Here is an 18445-nt window from a genome sequence, read left to right on the forward strand (position 1 = left end):
CCCGCCATGCGGAAGATACTCATAGTCGGAGCCGGTCAGTCCGGTCTCCAGCTCGCCCTCGGACTCCAGACCCGCGGGTACGAGGTCACCCTGATGTCCAACCGCACGGCGGACGAGATCCGGTCGGGCCGGGTCATGTCGACGCAGTGCATGTTCCACACCGCCCTCCAGCACGAGCGCGACCTCCAGATCAACTTCTGGGAGTCGCAGGCTCCGAAGATCGAGGGCCTCGGCGTCTCCGTCGCCGCGCCGGACTCCTCCCGGGCCGTCGACTGGGTCGGAAAGCTGGACGGTTACGCCCAGTCCGTCGACCAGCGCGTGAAGATGGCCGGCTGGATGGAGACGTTCGCGCAGCGCGGCGGGCAGCTCGTCATCCACGGGGCGGCCGTTTCCGACCTCGACTACTTCTCCCGTACGTACGACCTCGTCATGGTGTCGGCGGGCAAGGGCGAGCTGGTCTCGATGTTCGGCCGCGACGCGTCCCGTTCCCCGTACGACGCGCCGCAGCGCGCACTCGCCGTGGCGTACGTCCACGGGCTCGGCCCGCGCCCCGAGCACCCGGAGTTCGACGCGGTCCGCTGCAACCTGGTGCCGGGTGTCGGCGAGCTGTTCGTCATGCCGACCCTCACCACCTCGGGTCGCGCGGACATCCTCTTCTGGGAGGGCGTCCCCGGCGGTCCCGTGGACGCGTTCAAGGGGGTGAAGGACCCCTCCGAGCACCTGTCCCTCACGCTGGAGCTGATGGAGAAGTTCCTGCCGTGGGAGTACGCGCGCGCGACGAAGGTCGAACTGACCGACGCCAACGCGACGCTCGCGGGCCGGTACGCCCCGACGGTCCGCAACCCGATCGGCCGGCTGCCGTCCGGCGGACTCGTCCTGGGTGTCGCCGACGTGGTCGTCGCGAACGACCCGATCACGGGGCAGGGCTCCAACTCCGCGTCGAAGTGCGCCGCGTCGTACCTCTCGTCGATCACGGCGCGTGGTGACCAGCCGTTCGACGAGGCCTGGATGCAGTCGGCGTTCGACCAGTACTGGGACACCGCGCAGCACGTCACCAAGTGGACGAACGCGATGCTGGGCGTTCCACCGGAGCACGTCCTGAACCTGATCGGCGCGGCGGGCGGCCTCCAGCCGGTGGCCGACCGCTTCGCGAACGGCTTCAACGACCCGGCGGACTTCGAGAACTTCTTCTACGACCCGGAGAAGACGAACGCTTACCTGGCGTCGGTGGCCGGCGCCTGACGGCCGCTGACCAGCGGCGGGGTAGTCGTCATTGGTCGTTGTTGGCTGTTGTCGGCCGGCCTCGGACGGCCCACAGAAGGCCCGGCCGTGAGTGACTGCCGCTGTTGATGTCAGGCCTGATGACAAAGACCCCCAGCCTTGATCGGCTGGGGGTCTTTGCGCTGGTGGGGCGCGGTTGGTTCCGGACCGTCGACATCCGCCTTGTAGGTTCAACCGACTGCCCCAGCAATCTGCGGCCCAAGCCAGGGGTCGGAACCATCCGCAGCGCAGCAGCCTGCTTTTGACCGCACACATGCGTCCATGTTGCTGACGCCACCAGCGCGGCTGCCTCGGCTAAGCGTCGACCTACCCGGCGTCCGGCCACTCCTCCGGCGGTTTTGGCGGCTCTGGACCTGTCTGCCGGGCCGCCCGCCGCGCATTCTCCTCCCGCAGCGTCGTCAACCACGGCCACAGATCCGGCAGCGACCGAGCCGGGCACGCCAAGCGATGCTCGATCCGACACCGCTGCGACGGATCCGGCGGACAAACCCCGTACACCGTCACTCGGCCATCTGCCAGGACGATCCACCGGTGCTCTGCTGGCACCGTGTGTGCCAGCGGCATCATGTCCGGCTCCAATAACACCCAATCCTGCTCCAGTGTCGCCATCCGATCCGCCAGCATCCCGCAGAACGGGCAACGCGTCTGGCCGCCCCCTAATCGCCGCGGTCCCTCGTTGAAAGCCCCCATACCGTGAGGGTCGGCGGTGTGACGGCACATGCGTAGAGCGCGAACCAGTCGGGACGAAAGGGGGTGCTGGCGTCAGACGAGACCGGAGACAGCACGGCAGGTGAAACCAGCAACCAACGACGGGCAGTGCACGGCCGAAACACGACGACGCTGCCCACTCGGGGGCAGGATCGGGCCATGTCACCCCTAAACACCGTCGGACGGGCCGCTGGGGGGAACCCCCGCCTGCCAGCCTTTCGATCCGTAGCTCTAGGCGTGTCGCCTGGACGCCGCGCCGCTACGGGTGAGCGGTCGGGACGTTGCCCGAAAAAACGTGCGGGAGTCGGGGACAACCCTGCCCCCGACTCACGAGTCACACAGGCGTCTGACTTTTCACGTGATCCGCCTTGGTCCGAAAGGGGCCCTTTTCTCTGTGATGACTCGTACCCGGCTGTCCGCGCTGGCCGCGACGGCCGTGCTCGCCACCACCGGCGGCCTGATCACCGCCGCCCCCGCCTCCGCGGCGGTCACCTGCACCTCTCCCGTCTGGAAGGCGCAGTACTTCGGCAACTCCACCTTCAGCGGCACGCCGAAGCTCACCGCCTGCGACACCGCCATCAGCGAGAACTACGGGTCCGGCGACCCGGCCGGTGTCACGCTGCCCAAGGACAACTTCTCCGTTCGCTGGTCCCTCACCCGGGACTTCGGCTCCGGCGGCCCGTTCCGGCTCTCCGCCGCCACGCAGGACGGCATGCGCGTCTACGTCGACGGAGAGCGGACGGTCGACCTGTGGAAGAACGTCTCCACCACCGCCCGCAAGACCGTCGACCTGAGCCTGTCGGCCGGTAAGCACACGATCCGCGTGGACTACGTCGCCTGGACCGGCGTCGCCAACGCCGCCTTCACGTACACCCCGCGCACCGAGGCCGCCGTCGACACGGTCAAGCCGCTCGCCCCGGCCGGCCTCACCGCCGCGTACAGCCGAGACACCTCGAAGACCACCTTGCGCTGGGCCGCGAACAAGGAGATGGACCTCGCCGGTTACCGCGTGTACCGCCGGCTGAGCACCACCTCGTGGGCGAAGGTCAGCGGCGCGTCGCCGCTCACCTCCCCGTCCTTCGTGGACGCGACGCCCGCCACGGGCCAGACCTTCCTGTACGAGGTCCGTGCCGTCGACAAGGTCGGCCGCGAGTCCACCGGCAGCCCGGACGTGACGGCGACGACCGTCGACCGCACCGGGCCGGCCGCCCCCACCGGACTCACGGTCGCCACCGGCGACGGGTGGTGGGACACCCTGACCTGGCAGGGAGTCGCCGACACGGCGAAGTACGAGGTGTACGCCTCGTCCGCGGCTGCCGGACCGTTCGAGCTGCGCGGCACGACGACCACGACGTCGTACCGGACCAGCGGCGCCGTGAACACGAACACGTACTACCGGGTCCGGGCCCTCGACGCAGCCGGCAACCCGGGGGCGTACGCGACGGTCACCAGCGACGGCGTCGACCGGATGCCACCGAAGTCTCCGACCGGCGTCACGGCCGGCGCCCGTCCCGGCTACACCAACGTGCACTGGAGCCAGCCCGACGGTTTCTCCGAGGACTGGGACAACGGCGGGCACTACCGCGTGTACCGCTCGCCCGGCAAGACGTTCGACCCGACCGCGCGCACCCAGGTGACCTGCGTCGCGGAGGAGAGCGACGAGGCGAGCAACGGCGGCAAGTGCTACGACGTGGACATGCCCGCGAACACGTACGTGACGTACGCCGTCACGGCGGTGGACCCGTACGGCAACGAGTCGGCGTACTCCGCGCCGGTCGTCGTCCGCACCGGCGACACCGTGGCGCCCGGCCCGGTCACCGGCGTGAAGGTCACCCCGCGCAACGACGGCATGCTGGTGAGCTGGGCCGCCTCGCCCGAGGACGACATCGACGAGTACGTGGTGTGGAAGGGCGTCCGGCAGGCCGATGGCACGGTCAAGTGGCTCGGCCCCGACACCTGCTCGGAGGGCACGAGCAACTGGCTCGCGATCCTCTGCGGCAACCTGCCGGACGGCGAGACGCACGTGTACGCGGTGATGGCCAAGGACCACTGGGGCAACACGCTGCACCCGAGCGACCCGAAGGTCACCGTGGTCGAGGCCACCGAGCTCGACGTCCGGCCGTCCGTGACCGTCACCCGGGACTGGAGCCTCGGCAGTCTGGGCCACAACCGGACGGCCACTCGTCCGTCCGTCGACTGGCAGTGCACCGACACGGCCCGCTGCGCCACGGTCACCGGCTACCGCGTGAGCCGGTGGAACCCGACGACCAAGGCGTACGAGCCCCAGCACGACGGACTGCTCCCGGCGGACGCCCGGACGTGGGAGGACGCCACGGCGACGAAGGGGAATACGTACTTCTACACCCTGGAGGCCGTGACGGCCGACGGCGCCGTGGTGGGGACGTACCCCTGGTACACCGTCTTCCAGGACCGCGTCTGAGGGACCTGGGGGCCTGTCGTCCGGATCTTGCCGGGCTCATCCGGACGACAGGCCCTAGCCGGATCGGTCAGCGACGGCCATACGGGTCGCTAGGAGGCGCCGGAGGGACGCTACTGGGCGGTGGTGGTTGCCGTGGTTGCAGTATGCCGCTGTTGTGCAAGCAGGATCCGTGGCGGCATGGGTGTGGTGACCGCTATCGGAGCGCTCGGACTACGGGTGTAGGCCCGGCGGGAACGTTGCAAACTCCCGCCGCTGGTTCGTGGCCTCCATGACATCGAAGGCTCTAGCTTGGCCCCTTACGCTGGCCGCGATTCGGGTAGCACCCAGCCTGCCCGCAATAGCCCGAATCGGGGCCATGATCTCAGAGGCTCGCCCCAGCGTGGCTGCCTAAAGCCGTGGAGCGGACCGCCCCAGCCACGACGGTCTTTCTACCCACCCCCGAGCACGCCCCGCGCCGAGCAACGCGGCCTTGACGCTACGGATCTACGCTCACCTCATGCCAGGCAGCCAGGAGCGGACGCGCACGGCGATCGCGACCGTTCACGACAGGGGTCAAAAGACGGCTTGACGGTTCGGGTGCCAGAGGGTCATTGGTGGGTGCGCGCTGAGCGAGCCCCCACCACGAGACTGCCGACTGGCGTCACGCCCTTACAAGTGTTCGGCTCGCAGGACGGCTCGGGAGCTGCTTGGCCTCAACGGATGATCCCCTGGGTGACGTGTCGCGTTCCGCTACACAAGCCGTTGTCGTTCCAGATGCGGATGGCGTCGACGTCATTGGCCCAAGTACCCTTTCCATTGAGGGCGTAGTCTCCAAGGTTGACCTGCGTATTTGCCGGGATGCAGAGATAGCGACTGTTGCGGCTGCGGGTGTCGATCAGCCAAACCGAGTCGTCGTTGCGCGTATTGACGGCGGAGTCTGCTTTGTCCTTCCGATTATTTGGAAGGGTTTGGTAGTAGGCGTCCCTGTACTGCACGAGCTTGCTGCCGTTGTAGTAGGCGCCGTTGTACAGGCACACGTACGGGTACCGGCAGTCGCGGTAGGGCGACGCTTGAGTGGGCGTCGAAAGAGTCGTCACCAGTGCGGTCGCGGTGGCCAATAAGGCCAGTGAATTCGCCAGCTTTCGTCGCATAGTCAGCCTTTCGGTTTGGAGTTCTCCAGCTTCCCTGCGACCGCTTGCCGGGGTCCATGACTGGCTTGGTGGCGCTCGACGCACCATGGGGGAGTGCGTTCAGCTGGCAGCTCCCTCGCTGCCGTATCGACCCGGTCCGCGCGCCCTGTTGCTCGGACTGCTCCTGAGCTACGGGTACTGAACTGGCCGTATCGACGGCCCACAGACGGCCCAAGGCTTCGCCAGAGCACGCCCGTTGAGGAGAGTTGCAGGTAGAGAGTTCGTTGACTTGCGGGCCTACTGCTCCGACCCGGAGAAGACGAACGCCTGCGTGTCCTCGGTCGCCGGAGCGTAGCTCTGCGGGTGCGGTGTGCGGTGCCTGCGACGCTGTTCCCCCGAACCCCGACGCCCTCGCCGACCGGGCTCCACACGTGCCCGGCCGGTGGGGGAGGACGCGCTCGTCAGGGTCGGGTCCCCGGCGCCGACTCCTCCCCGTACCCCCTGTCCTCCCCCGCCGCCGCGCCGCGCGGAAGCTTCGGTGGGGTGTACGACGCCAGCGGCTTCAGTTGCGGGTCCGGGCGGACCGCGCCCAGAACGGGGTTCGCCGCGATCGGGGAGACCTTCACCCGGGCCCCGGGGCGCGGCGCCTGCACGACCTGCCCCTTGCCCAGGTAGATCGCCACGTGCGTCGCCTTGGGGAAGTAGATCACCAGGTCACCGGGGCGCAGATCCGGCAACGCCACCTTCGGCAACTGCCGCCACTGTTCCTGGCTCGTGCGCGGGATCTCCCGCCCCGCGTGCGCCCATGCCTGCGACGTGAGCCCCGAGCAGTCGAAGGACCCCGGCCCCTCCGCGCCCCACACGTACGGCTTCCCGATCTGCCGCACGGCGTATGCCAGCGCCCGCCCGCCCAGCCGTGAAGGCGCGCGCGTCGCGGCCGACCCGGGGCTGCCGAGCGCCCCCGAGGCGAGCAGGTCGCGCTGCGCCGCGCCGGTCCTGCGCTCCTCCAGCCGGGCCAGATCGGCGAGCTGCTCCTCGGTCAGCGACGCCAGCAGCGTCTCGACCTCGCCGAGCCGCGTCCGTACCGCGTCGCGCTGCTTCTTCTGCTTCCTGGCGAGCGTCTGCCGCTTGTCGAGCGCCGACCGCTCCCGGGTCGCGAGCTCGTCCGCCCGCCGCTCCCCGCTCTCCAGCCGCGCGATCGTCGCCGCCCGGTCCTCTGACGCCCGCTGGAGTACGTGGCCCTGCGTCAGCGCGTGCTGCGGGTCCCGCGCCAGCAGCAGCCGCAGGTAGGGGGAGAGACCGGTCCGCCCCTGGTACTGCTCGCGCGCCAGCCGGCCTGCCGCGCCCCGGCTCTCGGCCAGCGCGATCCGGGCCCTGGAGAGACTGGAGGTCACCTTCTTGACCTCGCCCAGCTGCTCCTTGACGGACTCCTCGGTCGCCTTGTACGTCTCGCTGGCCTCTTCGGCCCGCTGGTACAGCTTCTGGAGCTCCGTCAGCAGCTCCGCGACGGTCGCCTCGCCTCGCGCGGGCGGCGCGGGCGCGGGAGACGCTGGGGAGGGAGGCCGCGGGATGGGAGCGCCCGGTACCGCCGCGCTCGCTGGGGCCGGCAGTGCAGTGAGCACTGTGGCGGCGGCCAGTGCCACCGTACAGACGGACTGGGAAAGTCTGCCTGACACGTCATCACCTCCGGTTCGCGGCCGGGCGGTCCGGCCCCTAGGTGATGATGCGCGGCGGCGTCGAGGCCACGAGCGGGTGACTGGGCGGGATGGGCGAACACCGTCACCCGCCCAGGGGTAATGAGCGGAGCGCCCGGCGTGGCTCCCCGCACCGCTCGCTCCGCCCGGCCCGCCGGATCCGGCCTCAGGCGAGGGGCAGCCCGTAGAAGTTGCGGCCGCGCCACAGCACCGCCTTGCCGGCGAGGGTCTGCGCCCGGTACGAGGCCCAGGCGTCCTCCGCGCCCGGGGCCGTGACGCCGGAGTCCTGGAACTTCCACAGCCGTCGGCCGTCGCGTGCGTCGATCGCGGTGGCCTGCGTGTCGTTGAGCGCCAGGACGGTGCGGCCGCTGCCGCTGAGCGAGATCCGGGGGGTGGCCCGGCCCGGGTACTCCGTGGCGCGTTTCCACTGCCGGGCGCCGGATGCCGTGTCGACGGCGTACACGTCGTTGTCGCCGCTCGGGACGTACAGCGTCCTGCCGCCCAGGACGCCGCGGCCGAAGCCGAAGGGGGCGTCGTCGGCGGGGCCCGACGTGTCCTTGGCCCGCCAGAGCCTCTTGCCGTTGCGGGTGTCGTACGCCTGCAGGCCGCCGTCCACCGCCGCGTAGAGCCGGCCTGCGGGGTCGTCGGTGGTGCCCGCGTCGGGGCGGACGCCGGGGAAGAACTTGCGCCACAGAGTCTTGCCGGTCCTGCGGTCGACGAGGATGAAGGCCGACTTGCCCTTCGCCTTCTTCTTCTGGTCCGCGGTGAGGGAGTCGGTGTCCTGGCGGACGAGCAGGCTGCCGGGGCGGAGGCCGACGGCCTCGTAGCGGGGAACGGGGCCGGGGCGGCCGTTCGGCATCTCCGTGCGCCACAGTTCCTTGCGCGCGGCCATGTCGTACGCGAGGAGGTAGGTACGCGTACGCGTCACCTTGTTCTTCTTCCCGCCGAGGGTCTCGACCCTTCCGGAGAACCAGACGACGGGACCGTCCGCGGTCACCCTCCCGCCCAGGGTGGCCCGGGTGTTGTTCTGGCCCCTCGTCAGGATGGGGGTGTACGGCGTACGGTGCTCGACCTGCCCGTCCTTCGCCGCCAGCCAGACGAAGTCGGTGGCGGTGACGACGAAGCAGTGCGTTCCGTCGGCCGCCTCCGGGCCGTACTTCGTACCGGCGGCCTTCTGCTCCCAGAGCGGGCGGCCGGTACGCAGGTCCAGCCCGGTCGTCAGTTCCTCGCCGGGAACCAGGAGCACCTGTTCGCGCCAGAGGCGGGCGGGCGGCCCGCCGGCCGCGAGCGCGACGGGGTGCTGGTAGTGCCAGAGCGGATCGGGGGCGACGCCGGGCAGCGGCTTGCGGCGGGCGGCGGGCTTGGGGTCGTCGGCCCGGGGCGGGGGCGCGTCGTCCTCGCCGTCGGAGAGGGCCAGCACTCCGCCCCCGCCCACCACAAGACCGGCGGCGCCCGCCGCGATCCCGGCCAACAGGCCGCGCCTGCTGATCCCGCCGATCCGGTCGGCGAGGCCGCCGGGGGTGCGGGTGCGGGCGGCGGGTGCGGGCGCGGTGGATGGCATCGGCGCGGGCCCGGGGAGCTGCGCTGGGGCGGAGCCGGGGGCGTGGGGGCCCACGGTGGCCGGCGGCAGGGTGAGCGCGCCGACGGGGTGCGACAGGGGCGGAGCGGGGACGAGTACGCCTCCGCCTACGCCTCCGGTGCTTCGCGCCGCTCCGGCGGGCTGCCCGGCGTCGGGGGCTCCGGGGAGCGTGCCCGCGTCGCGTCGCGCCACCAGGCGCCGGGTCACGCCGCTGAGGTCCTCTGTGGGGGCGTCCGCCCCGCGTCGCGCCACGAGGCGCCTGGTCAGCCCACCGGAAACGTCCGCCCCGGCGTCGCGACCGCTGCCGGGCATCGCACTGTCCTGAAGCCCCGTCGGCTCCAGTGCCCGCCCATTCCGCGCACCACCGGCTACCCGGCCGGCTTCCGCGGGGGCGCCCGCCCCCGCACCGATGCCGGCCGCCGGGCCGGGCGGGCCCGGCGTCGGCGCCGGGTTCGGTGGCAGGAGTGGTTCCGCGGGCTGCTCCGCCCGGGCCCAGGACGCCTGGGACGCCTGGGTGGCGAGGGCGGTGGTCACGGGGTGCGGGAGCCAGCCGGGGCGCGCCAGGGCCGCAGCGCCCTCCAGGGCCAGTTCCGCCGCCAGGGCGCCCGGGGCCGGGCGGTCCGCCGGGGACTTGGCCAGGCAGCGGGCGATCAGCGTACGCAACTCACCGGGCACGGCCGCGAGTTCCGGCTCCGCGTGCGCGATGCGGTCGGCGGCGCCGTCCTGCGGGCCCGCCGCCCACGGGGTCGCCCCGGTCGCCGCGTACGCCAGGAGCAGGCCGAGGACGAAGATGTCGGACGCGGGGCCGGGCTCCTGGCCCGCCAGCTGCTCCGGGGTGAGGTATCCGAGGCGTACGGACAACTGGCCGCCGGGGCCCGCTTCGGCCGCCGCAGCAGCGCCCAGCGCGCCGAACGCCGTCAGGCGCGGCCCGTCGGAGGCCAGCAGCACGGTCTCGGCGGCGAGGCCGTGGAGCACGGCGCCGGTGGCGTGCACCCGGGACAGGGTCTCGGCGAGCGCGGCGCCCAGGACGCGTACGGCCCGCTCCGGCAACGGCCCGGCCAGCGCGACCGCCTCGGCCAGGGTGAGCGCGGGGACGTACGCGGTCGCCGTCCACGGTTCGGCGGCGTCGGCGCGGGAGTCGAGCGGTGCCTGCACCCAGCCACCGGCCAGCCGTTCGGCAGTCTGTGCCTCCGCCTGGAACCGGCGGCGGAACGCCGGCAGGCCGGCCAGCTCCGGCCGGGCCACCGCGACCACGGCCGTCGCACCGTCGGGAGCGTGCGCCACGTACTGCACGGCGCTCGCGGTCTCGCGCAGGCGCAACAGCAGGGCGTACGGCCCGATTCGGCGTGGATCGTCCTGACGCAGCGCCTCCAAGGCGCACCCCCTGTGGTAACCGTGGTCACCGTGCCGTGGCCGCTCCTCCGGTCACAGCGGCCACGTCCGGCACAACCGCCGATCTTATGGGGTGCTGTCCGGTTTCGACCAGGGCCACCGGAGCCGGTGGCGCTCACGCCCGTCCGGCGCGTACGCGTACTTCCAGCCCCGCTGGAGTCCGAGGCGCTTGCTGTACCCGGCGGGAACGCGCAGGTAGGCGTGCACGGTCGGCGGCCCGCCGTCGTCGTCCGGCACGGGCACCTCGTACCACTTCGGCGGGTGTCCGGTCGGCCCGACGAGGACCGGCAGCACCCGCCCGTCCAGGGGGCCGCCCTCGAAGGGCGTGTTCTCGCTTCTCACCCGGCCAGTCTCGCAGGGCCGGAGGTCACAGGAGGTGCGCCGCCTCGGCGATCACCGGGATCACCCGCCGCGCCAGTACCCCCGCCGGGCCGTCCGCCGTCTCGGTCGTCAGCGCCGCCCGCGTGACGTCCGCCGTCTGCGCGTCCGTCGCCGCCGTCACGGTCAGCAGCGCGATGAAGTGGTCGACGAGCCAGTCCCGCAGCTCGCCGGCCGGCGGCTGCTTGTCCTCGTCCAGCCAGATGAGGGAGGCCGCTTCGACGGCCGTGATCCAGGTGCGCACCATCATCCGCAGCCGGGGCCCGGCCGTCCCCGCGACTCCGAGATGCGTCAGGATCTGCTCGGCCGCGGCCCGCCGCACCCCGTCGACGGTAGCGGTCGTACGCGAGGTCTCGGCGACGCTGCCGCCCTGGAGCAGCGCGCTGAATCCGGCGTCGTGCTCGTCGACGAACGCCAGGTAGCGGTCGAGGGCGCGGGTGAGGCGCCGGGTGAGGGGTCCGGTCTGCGGCTCGGCGAAGCACAGCTTGAGCTCGTCGGCGGCGGAGCCGAGCGCGGCCTCGTACAACTGCTGCTTGCCGCCGGGGAAATAGCGGTACACGAGCGGTCGCGACACCCCGGCCGCCTCCGCCACGTCGTCCAGCGAGACGTCCTCGGGGGCCCGGTGAGCGAAGAGCGACAGGGCGGCGTCGAGGAGCTGACTGCGACGCTCCTCGACGCTGAGCCTGCGGTACGCGGGTGTGGTCGCTGCCGGGGTCATGTCGGCAGCGTAGCCCCACATTTGACCGTTTACGCGAGGAGTCCCGAGCTCTTCCAGAGCCTGCGGCCGACGCCCTGGAGCACGCCGATGTCGTCCAGGAAGTCGGTGAGCCGCTTCGCGCCGTTCTGCATGACCTCCGTGCGGTGGCCGCTCGCCTTCACCTGGGCGACGGCCTCGCGCCGGTCGAGGCCGACGTTCTCGTACACCTTCGGGTTGACGAAGCACGTCGAGAAGACGCGCGCGGCCTCGCCGCAGCTCACCCGGGTCAGTTCGCGCTCCCAGGCCGGCGCCGTCACCATCTGGCGGCGCAGCTCCTCACGGGCGTACCGGACATGGCGGGCCTCCTCGACGACGTGGATGCGGGTCACGCCGCGCACGAGGGTCTGGACGCGCTCGTCCGGGAACGTCAGCCGCTGCATCCAGTCGAGGATCTCCTCGCCGAGCAGGGTGGCCGCGAAGGACCCCGGCGTCGTCGAGACGGTCTTCAGGACGCGCGCGAGGTTGTGGTAGAGCCGCGGCACCGGGTACGAGGGGGCGCCGCCCTTCTGGATCATCTTGGCGAACATCATCGAGTGGCGGCACTCGTCGGCGATCTCGGTGAGCGCGTAACGCACGTGATTGCTGGTCACGGACTTGTCGTAGATGTGCCGGACCAGCAGCTGCATCAGGATGATCTCGAACCAGATGCCGAGGGAGGCGAGCGACGCGGCCTCGTGCCTGGCCAGGTCCATGCGCTGCTCCTCGGACATCCTCCGCCACAGGGGAGTGTCGTAGAGCGATACGAGCTCGGGCGGCCAGAACCACTTGCCTTCCTCGACCGGTGCGGCCCAGTCGAGTTCCGTCTCAGGGTCGAAGGAGTGCTTGGCGGACGACTCCAGCAGGCGCTCGGCGACCTGCTCACGGTCCTTGAGGAGGCCGAGTGCGTCCCTGAGTACGTCGCGTTCGGTCACTGTCGTCATGGCGGGGGGCACCTCACGGGCTGGGTTACCGGGGGTCACGGCTGCGTTCAGGTCTTATGAGACTGCTTGTCAGCAAGGCGGTCAACCCCTCGCGCACGACTTGTTGACGCGCTTGTTGACCCGCCGTCTATCAACGTGTGAGTCTGCCAACTGTCCGGTGTGTCACGGGATATGAGGCAAGGAGGCGTCAGTGTCGACGCACGAGCTCTACACCAAGGCCCCGTCGGACCCGCTGTGGCAGGTGCCGGCTTCCGGTGCGGCGCGCTTCAGCTGGGAGTACGACGAAGGGCGCGCACGTCTCCTCGCGCTCTACCAGAAGGGCAAGGACAAGCAGTGGGACGGCGCGACCCGCATCGACTGGGGCATCGAGGTCGACCCGTACGACCCGCTCGGCACCCCCGACGAGGCGCTCAACCTCTATGGCACCCGCCACTGGGCGAAGATGACCGACAGGGACAAGGGCGATCTGCGCCGGCACTACTCCTCCTGGCAGTTCAGCCAGTTCCTGCACGGCGAGCAGGGCGCGATGGTGTGCGCGGCGCGGATCGTCGAGTCCGTCCCCGACCTCGACGCGAAGCTGTACTCCGCCACCCAGACCATGGACGAGGCCAGGCACGCGGAGATCTACAGCCGTTTCCTGCACGAGAAGGTCGGGATGCTCTACCCGGTCAACGACAGCCTCCAGGGGCTGCTGGGCGACACCCTGCGCGATTCCCGCTGGGACATGCCGTACCTGGGCATGCAGGTGCTCATCGAGGGCCTGGCGCTCGCCGCCTTCGGCATGATCCGCGACACCACGGACAAGCCGCTGCCCAAGCAGATCCTCGCGTACGTCATGCAGGACGAGGCCAGGCACGTCGCCTTCGGCAGGATGGCTCTGCGCGACTACTACAAGCAGCTGTCCGACGCGGAACTCCGGGAGCGTGAGGAGTTCGTCATCGAGGGCTGCTACCTGATGCGCGACCGGCTGCGCGGCGTCGAGGTGCTGGAGAACTTCGGTGTGTCGAAGAAGGAGGCCGAGGAGTACACGGAGCAGTCCGAGTTCCTGCACCTCTTCCGCAAGCTCCTCTTCAGCCGCATCGTCCCGTGCGTCAAGGACATCGGTCTGTGGGGCGAGCGGCTGCAGAAGGCGTACCTCGACATGGGCGTCTTCGAGATGGGCGACTCCAACCTGGACCTCCTCATGACCGAGGACGAGGAGATCGCGGAGGCCCTCGACAGGCAGCGCTTCGAGGCGGAGGACGCGGAGCGGGTGGCGGAGATCGAGAGGGCGATCGCGGAGGGCGCGGCCTGACATCCGCCTGCATGGGGCACGCAACTGCGCGTGCCAGCAGCGGCCTTCGCGAGGACCGGGCGGGCGGAGGCGCCGGGGACCTCGGGGGGCCTGGGCGGTTTCCGGCCGGGTGCGTGAAGTAGCGTTCCGGGCATGACCATGCCGCCGCCCCAGCAGCCCCCCGGCCCGTACGGGCCCCCGCAGCCGCCGAATCCGTACGGCCAGCAGTACCCCCAGCAGGCCCCGCAGTCGCAGCAGTTCCCGCAGCAGCAGCCGTACCCGGGCCAGCCCTACCCGCCGCAGCAGCACCCCGGCCAGGGCGCCTGGGGGCAGCCGCCCATGGGACCGCCGCCGCCCAAGAAGCGGACCGGCATGGTGATCGGGATCGTCGCCGCGTCCGTGGTGGGCCTGGCCGCCGTCGGGTTCGCGGTGAGCCTGGTCTCCGAGGCCGGATCCGTGGCCAGTGGAGCCGGCTTCCCCAAGGCCGAGTACAAGCTGACGGTTCCGCAGACCATGCTGGACGGCGACTTCAAGCTGGCCCAGGACCTGTCGCAGACCAAGGGCAAGGAGGCCCTGGCCGGGACGTACGACTCGAAGGTCCGTAACCCCCGGCCGGCCGTCGGCCAGTACACGTCCGGCTCGCCGACCGAGCTCAGCGTCCTGGTCATCTCGGGCATGTACGGCCAGTTCAAGGACCCGGAGAGCGCCCGCGAGAAGATGATGGCTGGCGCCGAGGACGGACAGGGCGCGAGCCTGGCCGTCCCCGCCAAGGACATCACTCCGGCCGGCTCCGGCATCACGGTGACCTGCCAGGTGCTGACCTCGACGCAGAACGGCAGCACGGTCACCATGCCGATGTGCGCCTGGGCGGACGAGAACACGGGCGCCTCGGTCGCCGTCGTCACCCCCGAGACCTCGAAGCAGGACCCCGAGTCCGTCGACCTCGGCAAGGTGGCCGAGACCACCCTCAAGGTGCGCGAAGAGGCCCGGCAGCCGATCGGCTGATCACGCGGCGCCGCCGGGGGCCGGGAACGTCGTACGCAACGTGAAGGCCTCCGGCGTCGGCCGTGCTCGCGCAGGCGCAGGAGCGCCTTCTCGGCGTCGGCCACCGCCGGGCGGCAGCCCGCCTCCACCCACCACAGCGCCGTCTTCATTTCCGTGACGCGCTCGAACCACTCGTGGCGCCTGGTGAGCAGCTCCCGGTGCTGTCCCTGGTACATGAACGCGGTCAGCGCGTCGGTGTCGCGCCACACCGTCATGTTCACGATCAGCCACTCGTCCCCGAAGATCTGCACGTCCGTCGCGTTGCCCGCGTCGCTCTGCAGCCGCCATATGAACCCGTCCGCGCTGTCGGCCACCGCGTTCACCGGGTCCAGCGCGTCCACGAAGTCCTTGAGCTCCGGCGAGTCCAGCGGGAACTTCAGGCGGGAGATGTTCACTTGGGCGAGTTCGTACGCGGGAGCGGCTGCCGAGTCAGTAGGCATGGGCCGCGCGATAGACGCGTACGGTCGGCGCCCCCGGGCCGTTTCGCGGACCGAGACGCCCACGCGCTGAGTCGTCCAGCGCCGCACGCATCACCGCCCGCGCGATCGGCGCTGCGCTGCCGCCGCCGCTGATGTCGGCGCGGTCCGCCGACGCGTCCTCCACGACTACCGCCACCGCGACCGCCGGCTGGCCGTCGCCGTCCTCGTGCGCCCAGGAGATGAACCAGGCGTACGGCGTCCCCGTGTTGTCGACGCCGTGCTGCGCCGTGCCCGTCTTGCCGCCGACCCTGACGCCGGGAATCGCGGCGTTCGTGCCGGTCCCGTTCCGCACGACGTCGACCATCATCTGCTGGAGCTGGGTGGCGGTGGCCGGATTCATCGCCTGGTGCAGGGACTTCTGGCTGTTCTGCGCCACGACATCACCGTCCGACCGGGTCGTCCGGTCCACCAGGTACGGGGACTTGAGCTCGCCGCCGTTGGCGACCGCCGCGGCGACCATCGCCATCTGGAGCGGCGTCGCCCGGGTGTCGTACTGGCCGATGGAGGAGAGCGCCAGCTGGTCGGCGGTCATGGTGGTGTCGAAGTTGCTCCTGGAGACACCGGGCGGGATCTTCAGCCCGTCGTCGTTGAACCCGAACTTCTGCACCGTGTCGAGCATTCCGGCCAGTCCCACCCGGACGCCCAGGTTCGCCATCACCGTGTTGCACGAGACCCGGATCGCGTACTCCAGCGACGCGTTGCGGCAGCCGCTCGCCTCGTTGGGAAGTGTGGTGCTGGTGCCGGGCAGGACGTACGGGTCGGGCGTCTTCGTCGGCGCGCCGATGTCCGTCACCACCTCGGTGTCGAGCGCCGCGGCCGCCGTCACGATCTTGAAGGTGGACCCCGGCGGGTACGTCTGCCGGATGGCCCGGTTGAGCATCGGCCGGCTCGGTGAGCCGTTCAGCCGCGCCCACGCGTCCGTGACCCGCTTCCCGGTGCCCGACAGCTCCTCCGGGTCGTACGACGGGCTGCTGACCAGCGCCAGGATCTTCCCCGACGTCGGCTGGACCGCCGCGACGGCGCCCTTCCTGCCGTCGAGCCCGTTGTACGCCGCCCGCTGGACCGCGCCCTCGATGGTGGTGACGACGTTGCCGCCGGGCTGCCGTGAGCGGGTGACCTCGTTCCACAGGGGGAGCGGGGCGAGCATCGAGTCGGTGCCGGAGAGGATGTCGTCCTCGGCGTTCTCGAGGAGGGTCGTGCCGTACGTCTGGGAGGCGTAGCCGGTGACGGGCGCGTACAACGGCCCGTGCGGATACGTTCTTTCATACCGCAACTGCTCACCGCTGTCCCGGGACCCGGTGACCGGCTTCCCGTCGACGACGATGTTGCCCCGCTTCTGTGCGTAACGGGCGATGGTCTGACGGCGGTTGGCGGGGTTGTCGTCCAGCGCCTCTGCCTGGAAGATCTGGATGCGGGCGGTGTTCAGCAGCAGCGCGACGAGCAGCAGCAGGCAGAATCCGGCCGCGCGGCGGATGTAGCGGATCACTGGTCGTCCTCCACGACGGGGGCGATGATGCCGGTCTCGACGTGCTCGGGCTGGGGCCGGCGGGCCGAGTCGCTGACCCGGATCAGCAGCGCCACGATGATCCAGTTGGTGACGACGGACGAGCCGCCCTGCGCGAGGAAGGGCATCGCCATGCCGGTCAGCGGGATCAGACCCATCACGCCGCCCGCGATGACGAACACCTGGAGGGCGAGGATCGAGGCGAGGCCGATGGCGAGCAGCCGCCCGAAGGGGTCGCGCAGCGCGAGGCCCGCCCGGTAGCCGCGGGCGACGAGCAGGGCGTACAGCAGGAAGATCGCCGTGAGTCCGGACAGGCCCAGCTCCTCGCCCGCCGTCGCCAGGATGAAGTCCGACTTGGCGGCGAAGCCGATCAGGATGGACTCGCCGGCCCCGAGCCCGGCGCCGAGCATGCCGCCGGCGGCGAAGGCGAAGAGCGACTGGGCGAGCTGGCCGGGGCCCCGGCCGGCGTCGATGGAGGCGAAGGGGTGCAGCCAGTCCTGGACGCGGCTGTGGACGTGCGGTTCGAGCGAGCCGACGACGAAGGCGCCGACCGCCGCGAGGAGCAGGCCGACGGCGATCCAGCCGGTGCGGCCCGTCGCGACGTACAGCAGGATGACGAAGAGTCCGAAGAAGAGCAGCGAGGTGCCGAGGTCGCGCTCCAGGACGAGTACGCCGACACTGAGCAGCCAGATCGCCACGATCGGGCCGAGCACGCGGCCGGTGGGGAGCTGGAGCTTCCAGATCTTGCGGCCGGTGTACGCGAGGGCGTTGCGGTTCGCCGCGAGGTAGGCGGCGAAGAAGACGGCGAGCAGGATCTTCGCGAACTCGCCCGGCTGGAAGGAGAAGCCGCCGACGCGGATCCAGATCTTCGCGCCGTTCACGGCGGGGAAGAAGATCGGCACGGTCATCAGGGCGAGGGCGACGGCGACCGAGATGTAGGCGTACCGCTGGAGCAGGCGGTGGTCACGGAGGAGGATCACGACGCCGATGAAGAGCGCGACACCGAGGGTGGACCAGACGAGCTGGGTGGGCGCGGCCTGGTCTCTCGGCGTCTCCAGGTCGAGGCGGAAGATGAGCACCAGGCCGAGGCCGTTGAGGAGGACCGCGATGGGCAGGAGCAGCGGGTCGGCGTACGGGGCGCGGAAGCGGACGGCGAGGTGGGCGAGGAGCGCGAGCACGCCGAGGCCGGCGCCGTAGCCGGCGGCGTCGGGGGGTACGGCGTCGTTCTTGGTGAGGCCCACGTCGATGTAGCCGTACACGGCGATGAGGACGGCGCCGACGAGGAGCGAGAGTTCGACGCCGCGCCGCCGGGGGAGGCGTACGTCGGGCGGGGGAGCGTCCACCGTCGTTGCGGTCATGTCAGGCAACGTAGCAAGCGAGCGGGCTGTATCTCCGTATATGTCTGCTCACGCCCGAGGAGTTCGAGCGGCGTGGGGCCGAACTCTCCGGGCGCGAGCGGGCCGTGAGCGGGCCGTGGATGGGCCGCACCGACAGCCGGCGCTACGGGTGCGTCAGCACCAGCGCGGGGCGGCGCCGATGTTCGAGATGTAGTGCGCCGAGCCCCAGGCCCAGGTGCCGTTGGTCAGCAGGTACCAGCGGTCGTTGCCCAGCACGTTGCCGCCGCGGGTCTTGCAGAAGATGTGGACGATCGCGCCGTACGGCTTGCTGCCGATGACCCGGCTGCTGCGGGTGGGCTTGTCGCGCAGCAGCAGGCCCGACTTGGCTATGACGCGCCCCTTGTACGAGTGGGAACGCTCGGCGCTGGGCTTCGCGGGGTCCGCTGCGGCGAGCGCGGGGCCCGCGGCGGTCAGGGCGGCGACGGCGCCTGCGGCGACGGACAGGCCGAGCCTGGAGAGCGGAGACCGGGAGAGCAGGGGCATGTTGGCT

At 71.1% G+C, this 18445-nt stretch carries 13 protein-coding genes and 2 pseudogenes; 4 read left to right on the plus strand and 11 right to left on the minus strand.

Annotated elements, in window-relative coordinates:
- Nucleotides 1–6: 6 nt before the first annotated feature.
- Entirely contained in the window at nt 7–1242 is a 1236-nt protein-coding gene (locus ACWIHY_RS05065) for a styrene monooxygenase/indole monooxygenase family protein (RefSeq protein ID WP_454374203.1), read from the plus strand.
- Between the two features lie 345 nt (nt 1243–1587).
- On the opposite strand, the gene ACWIHY_RS05070 is transcribed toward ACWIHY_RS05065, so the two are convergent.
- A complete protein-coding gene (locus tag ACWIHY_RS05070; protein WP_454374204.1) occupies nt 1588–2001 on the minus strand; it encodes a DUF6083 domain-containing protein in 414 nt (137 codons plus the stop codon).
- A gap of 385 nt (nt 2002–2386) precedes the next feature.
- Here ACWIHY_RS05070 and ACWIHY_RS05075 point away from each other — a divergent pair, with 385 nt between their 5' ends.
- Nucleotides 2387–4429, plus strand: a complete 2043-nt coding sequence (locus ACWIHY_RS05075; protein ID WP_454374205.1) for a PA14 domain-containing protein — start codon at nt 2387–2389, stop codon at nt 4427–4429.
- 692 nt (nt 4430–5121) lie between these two features.
- On the opposite strand, the gene ACWIHY_RS05080 is transcribed toward ACWIHY_RS05075, so the two are convergent.
- The 6 genes from ACWIHY_RS05080 to ACWIHY_RS05105 all read right to left on the minus strand — a co-directional run bounded on the left by ACWIHY_RS05080 (nt 5122) and on the right by ACWIHY_RS05105 (nt 12258).
- Entirely contained in the window at nt 5122–5526 is a 405-nt protein-coding gene (locus tag ACWIHY_RS05080) for a peptidase inhibitor family I36 protein (RefSeq protein ID WP_454374206.1), read from the minus strand.
- A gap of 473 nt (nt 5527–5999) precedes the next feature.
- A complete protein-coding gene (locus ACWIHY_RS05085) occupies nt 6000–7214 on the minus strand; it encodes an NlpC/P60 family protein (protein ID WP_454374207.1) in 1215 nt (404 codons plus the stop codon).
- A gap of 184 nt (nt 7215–7398) precedes the next feature.
- Nucleotides 7399–10185 (minus strand): outer membrane protein assembly factor BamB family protein, encoded by a 2787-nt coding sequence (locus tag ACWIHY_RS05090; RefSeq protein WP_454374208.1) that lies wholly within the window; start codon nt 10183–10185, stop codon nt 7399–7401.
- Between the two features lie 84 nt (nt 10186–10269).
- The gene (locus tag ACWIHY_RS05095; RefSeq protein WP_454374209.1) at nt 10270–10545 is read right to left on the minus strand and encodes a hypothetical protein; all 276 of its coding nucleotides are present in this window, start codon (nt 10543–10545) and stop codon (nt 10270–10272) included.
- Nucleotides 10546–10570: 25 nt separating this feature from the next.
- Entirely contained in the window at nt 10571–11299 is a 729-nt protein-coding gene (locus ACWIHY_RS05100) for a TetR/AcrR family transcriptional regulator (protein ID WP_454374210.1), read from the minus strand.
- A 29-nt stretch (nt 11300–11328) separates the two neighbouring features.
- A complete protein-coding gene (locus tag ACWIHY_RS05105) occupies nt 11329–12258 on the minus strand; it encodes an AurF N-oxygenase family protein (protein WP_454374211.1) in 930 nt (309 codons plus the stop codon).
- 190 nt (nt 12259–12448) lie between these two features.
- On the opposite strand from ACWIHY_RS05105, the gene ACWIHY_RS05110 reads away from it, so the two are divergent.
- Nucleotides 12449–13552, plus strand: coding sequence for a ferritin-like domain-containing protein (locus ACWIHY_RS05110; RefSeq protein ID WP_454374212.1), 1104 nt, complete (start codon nt 12449–12451; stop codon nt 13550–13552).
- Nucleotides 13553–13684: 132 nt separating this feature from the next.
- Complete coding sequence (locus tag ACWIHY_RS05115; RefSeq protein WP_454374213.1) at nt 13685–14536, plus strand: hypothetical protein; 852 nt, start codon at nt 13685–13687, stop codon at nt 14534–14536.
- Here ACWIHY_RS05115 and ACWIHY_RS05120 read toward each other — a convergent pair.
- The 4 genes and pseudogenes from ACWIHY_RS05120 to ACWIHY_RS05135 all read right to left on the minus strand — a co-directional run bounded on the left by ACWIHY_RS05120 (nt 14537) and on the right by ACWIHY_RS05135 (nt 18438).
- Nucleotides 14537–15015 (minus strand): annotated as a pseudogene (locus ACWIHY_RS05120) (DUF3291 domain-containing protein).
- 70 nt (nt 15016–15085) lie between these two features.
- A pseudogene (locus ACWIHY_RS05125) lies at nt 15086–16540 on the minus strand (penicillin-binding transpeptidase domain-containing protein); the annotation flags it as partial.
- Nucleotides 16537–17916 carry an FtsW/RodA/SpoVE family cell cycle protein gene (locus tag ACWIHY_RS05130; protein WP_454374214.1) on the minus strand — a complete coding sequence of 460 codons (1380 nt, stop codon included), beginning with the start codon at nt 17914–17916 and terminating at the stop codon, nt 16537–16539. The gene ACWIHY_RS05130 and the pseudogene ACWIHY_RS05125, both read right to left, overlap by 4 nt.
- 153 nt (nt 17917–18069) lie before the next feature.
- On the minus strand, nt 18070–18438 hold the full coding sequence (locus ACWIHY_RS05135) for an SH3 domain-containing protein (RefSeq protein ID WP_454374215.1): 369 nt from the start codon (nt 18436–18438) through the stop codon (nt 18070–18072).
- Between the last annotated feature and the right edge of the window lie 7 nt (nt 18439–18445).

It is taken from the genome of Streptomyces sp. NPDC055287 (genome assembly GCF_053646035.1).

Coding starts and splice junctions, on each gene's coding strand:
- ACWIHY_RS05065 (WP_454374203.1), top strand. CDS start 7: ATGCGGAAGATACTCATAGTCGGAGCCGGTCAGTCCGGTCTCCAGCTC.
- ACWIHY_RS05070 (WP_454374204.1), bottom strand. CDS start 2,001: ATGTGCCGTCACACCGCCGACCCTCACGGTATGGGGGCTTTCAACGAG.
- ACWIHY_RS05075 (WP_454374205.1), top strand. CDS start 2,387: ATGACTCGTACCCGGCTGTCCGCGCTGGCCGCGACGGCCGTGCTCGCC.
- ACWIHY_RS05100 (WP_454374210.1), bottom strand. CDS start 11,299: ATGACCCCGGCAGCGACCACACCCGCGTACCGCAGGCTCAGCGTCGAG.
- ACWIHY_RS05105 (WP_454374211.1), bottom strand. CDS start 12,258: ATGACGACAGTGACCGAACGCGACGTACTCAGGGACGCACTCGGCCTC.
- ACWIHY_RS05115 (WP_454374213.1), top strand. CDS start 13,685: ATGACCATGCCGCCGCCCCAGCAGCCCCCCGGCCCGTACGGGCCCCCG.
- ACWIHY_RS05130 (WP_454374214.1), bottom strand. CDS start 17,916: ATGACCGCAACGACGGTGGACGCTCCCCCGCCCGACGTACGCCTCCCC.
- ACWIHY_RS05135 (WP_454374215.1), bottom strand. CDS start 18,438: ATGCCCCTGCTCTCCCGGTCTCCGCTCTCCAGGCTCGGCCTGTCCGTC.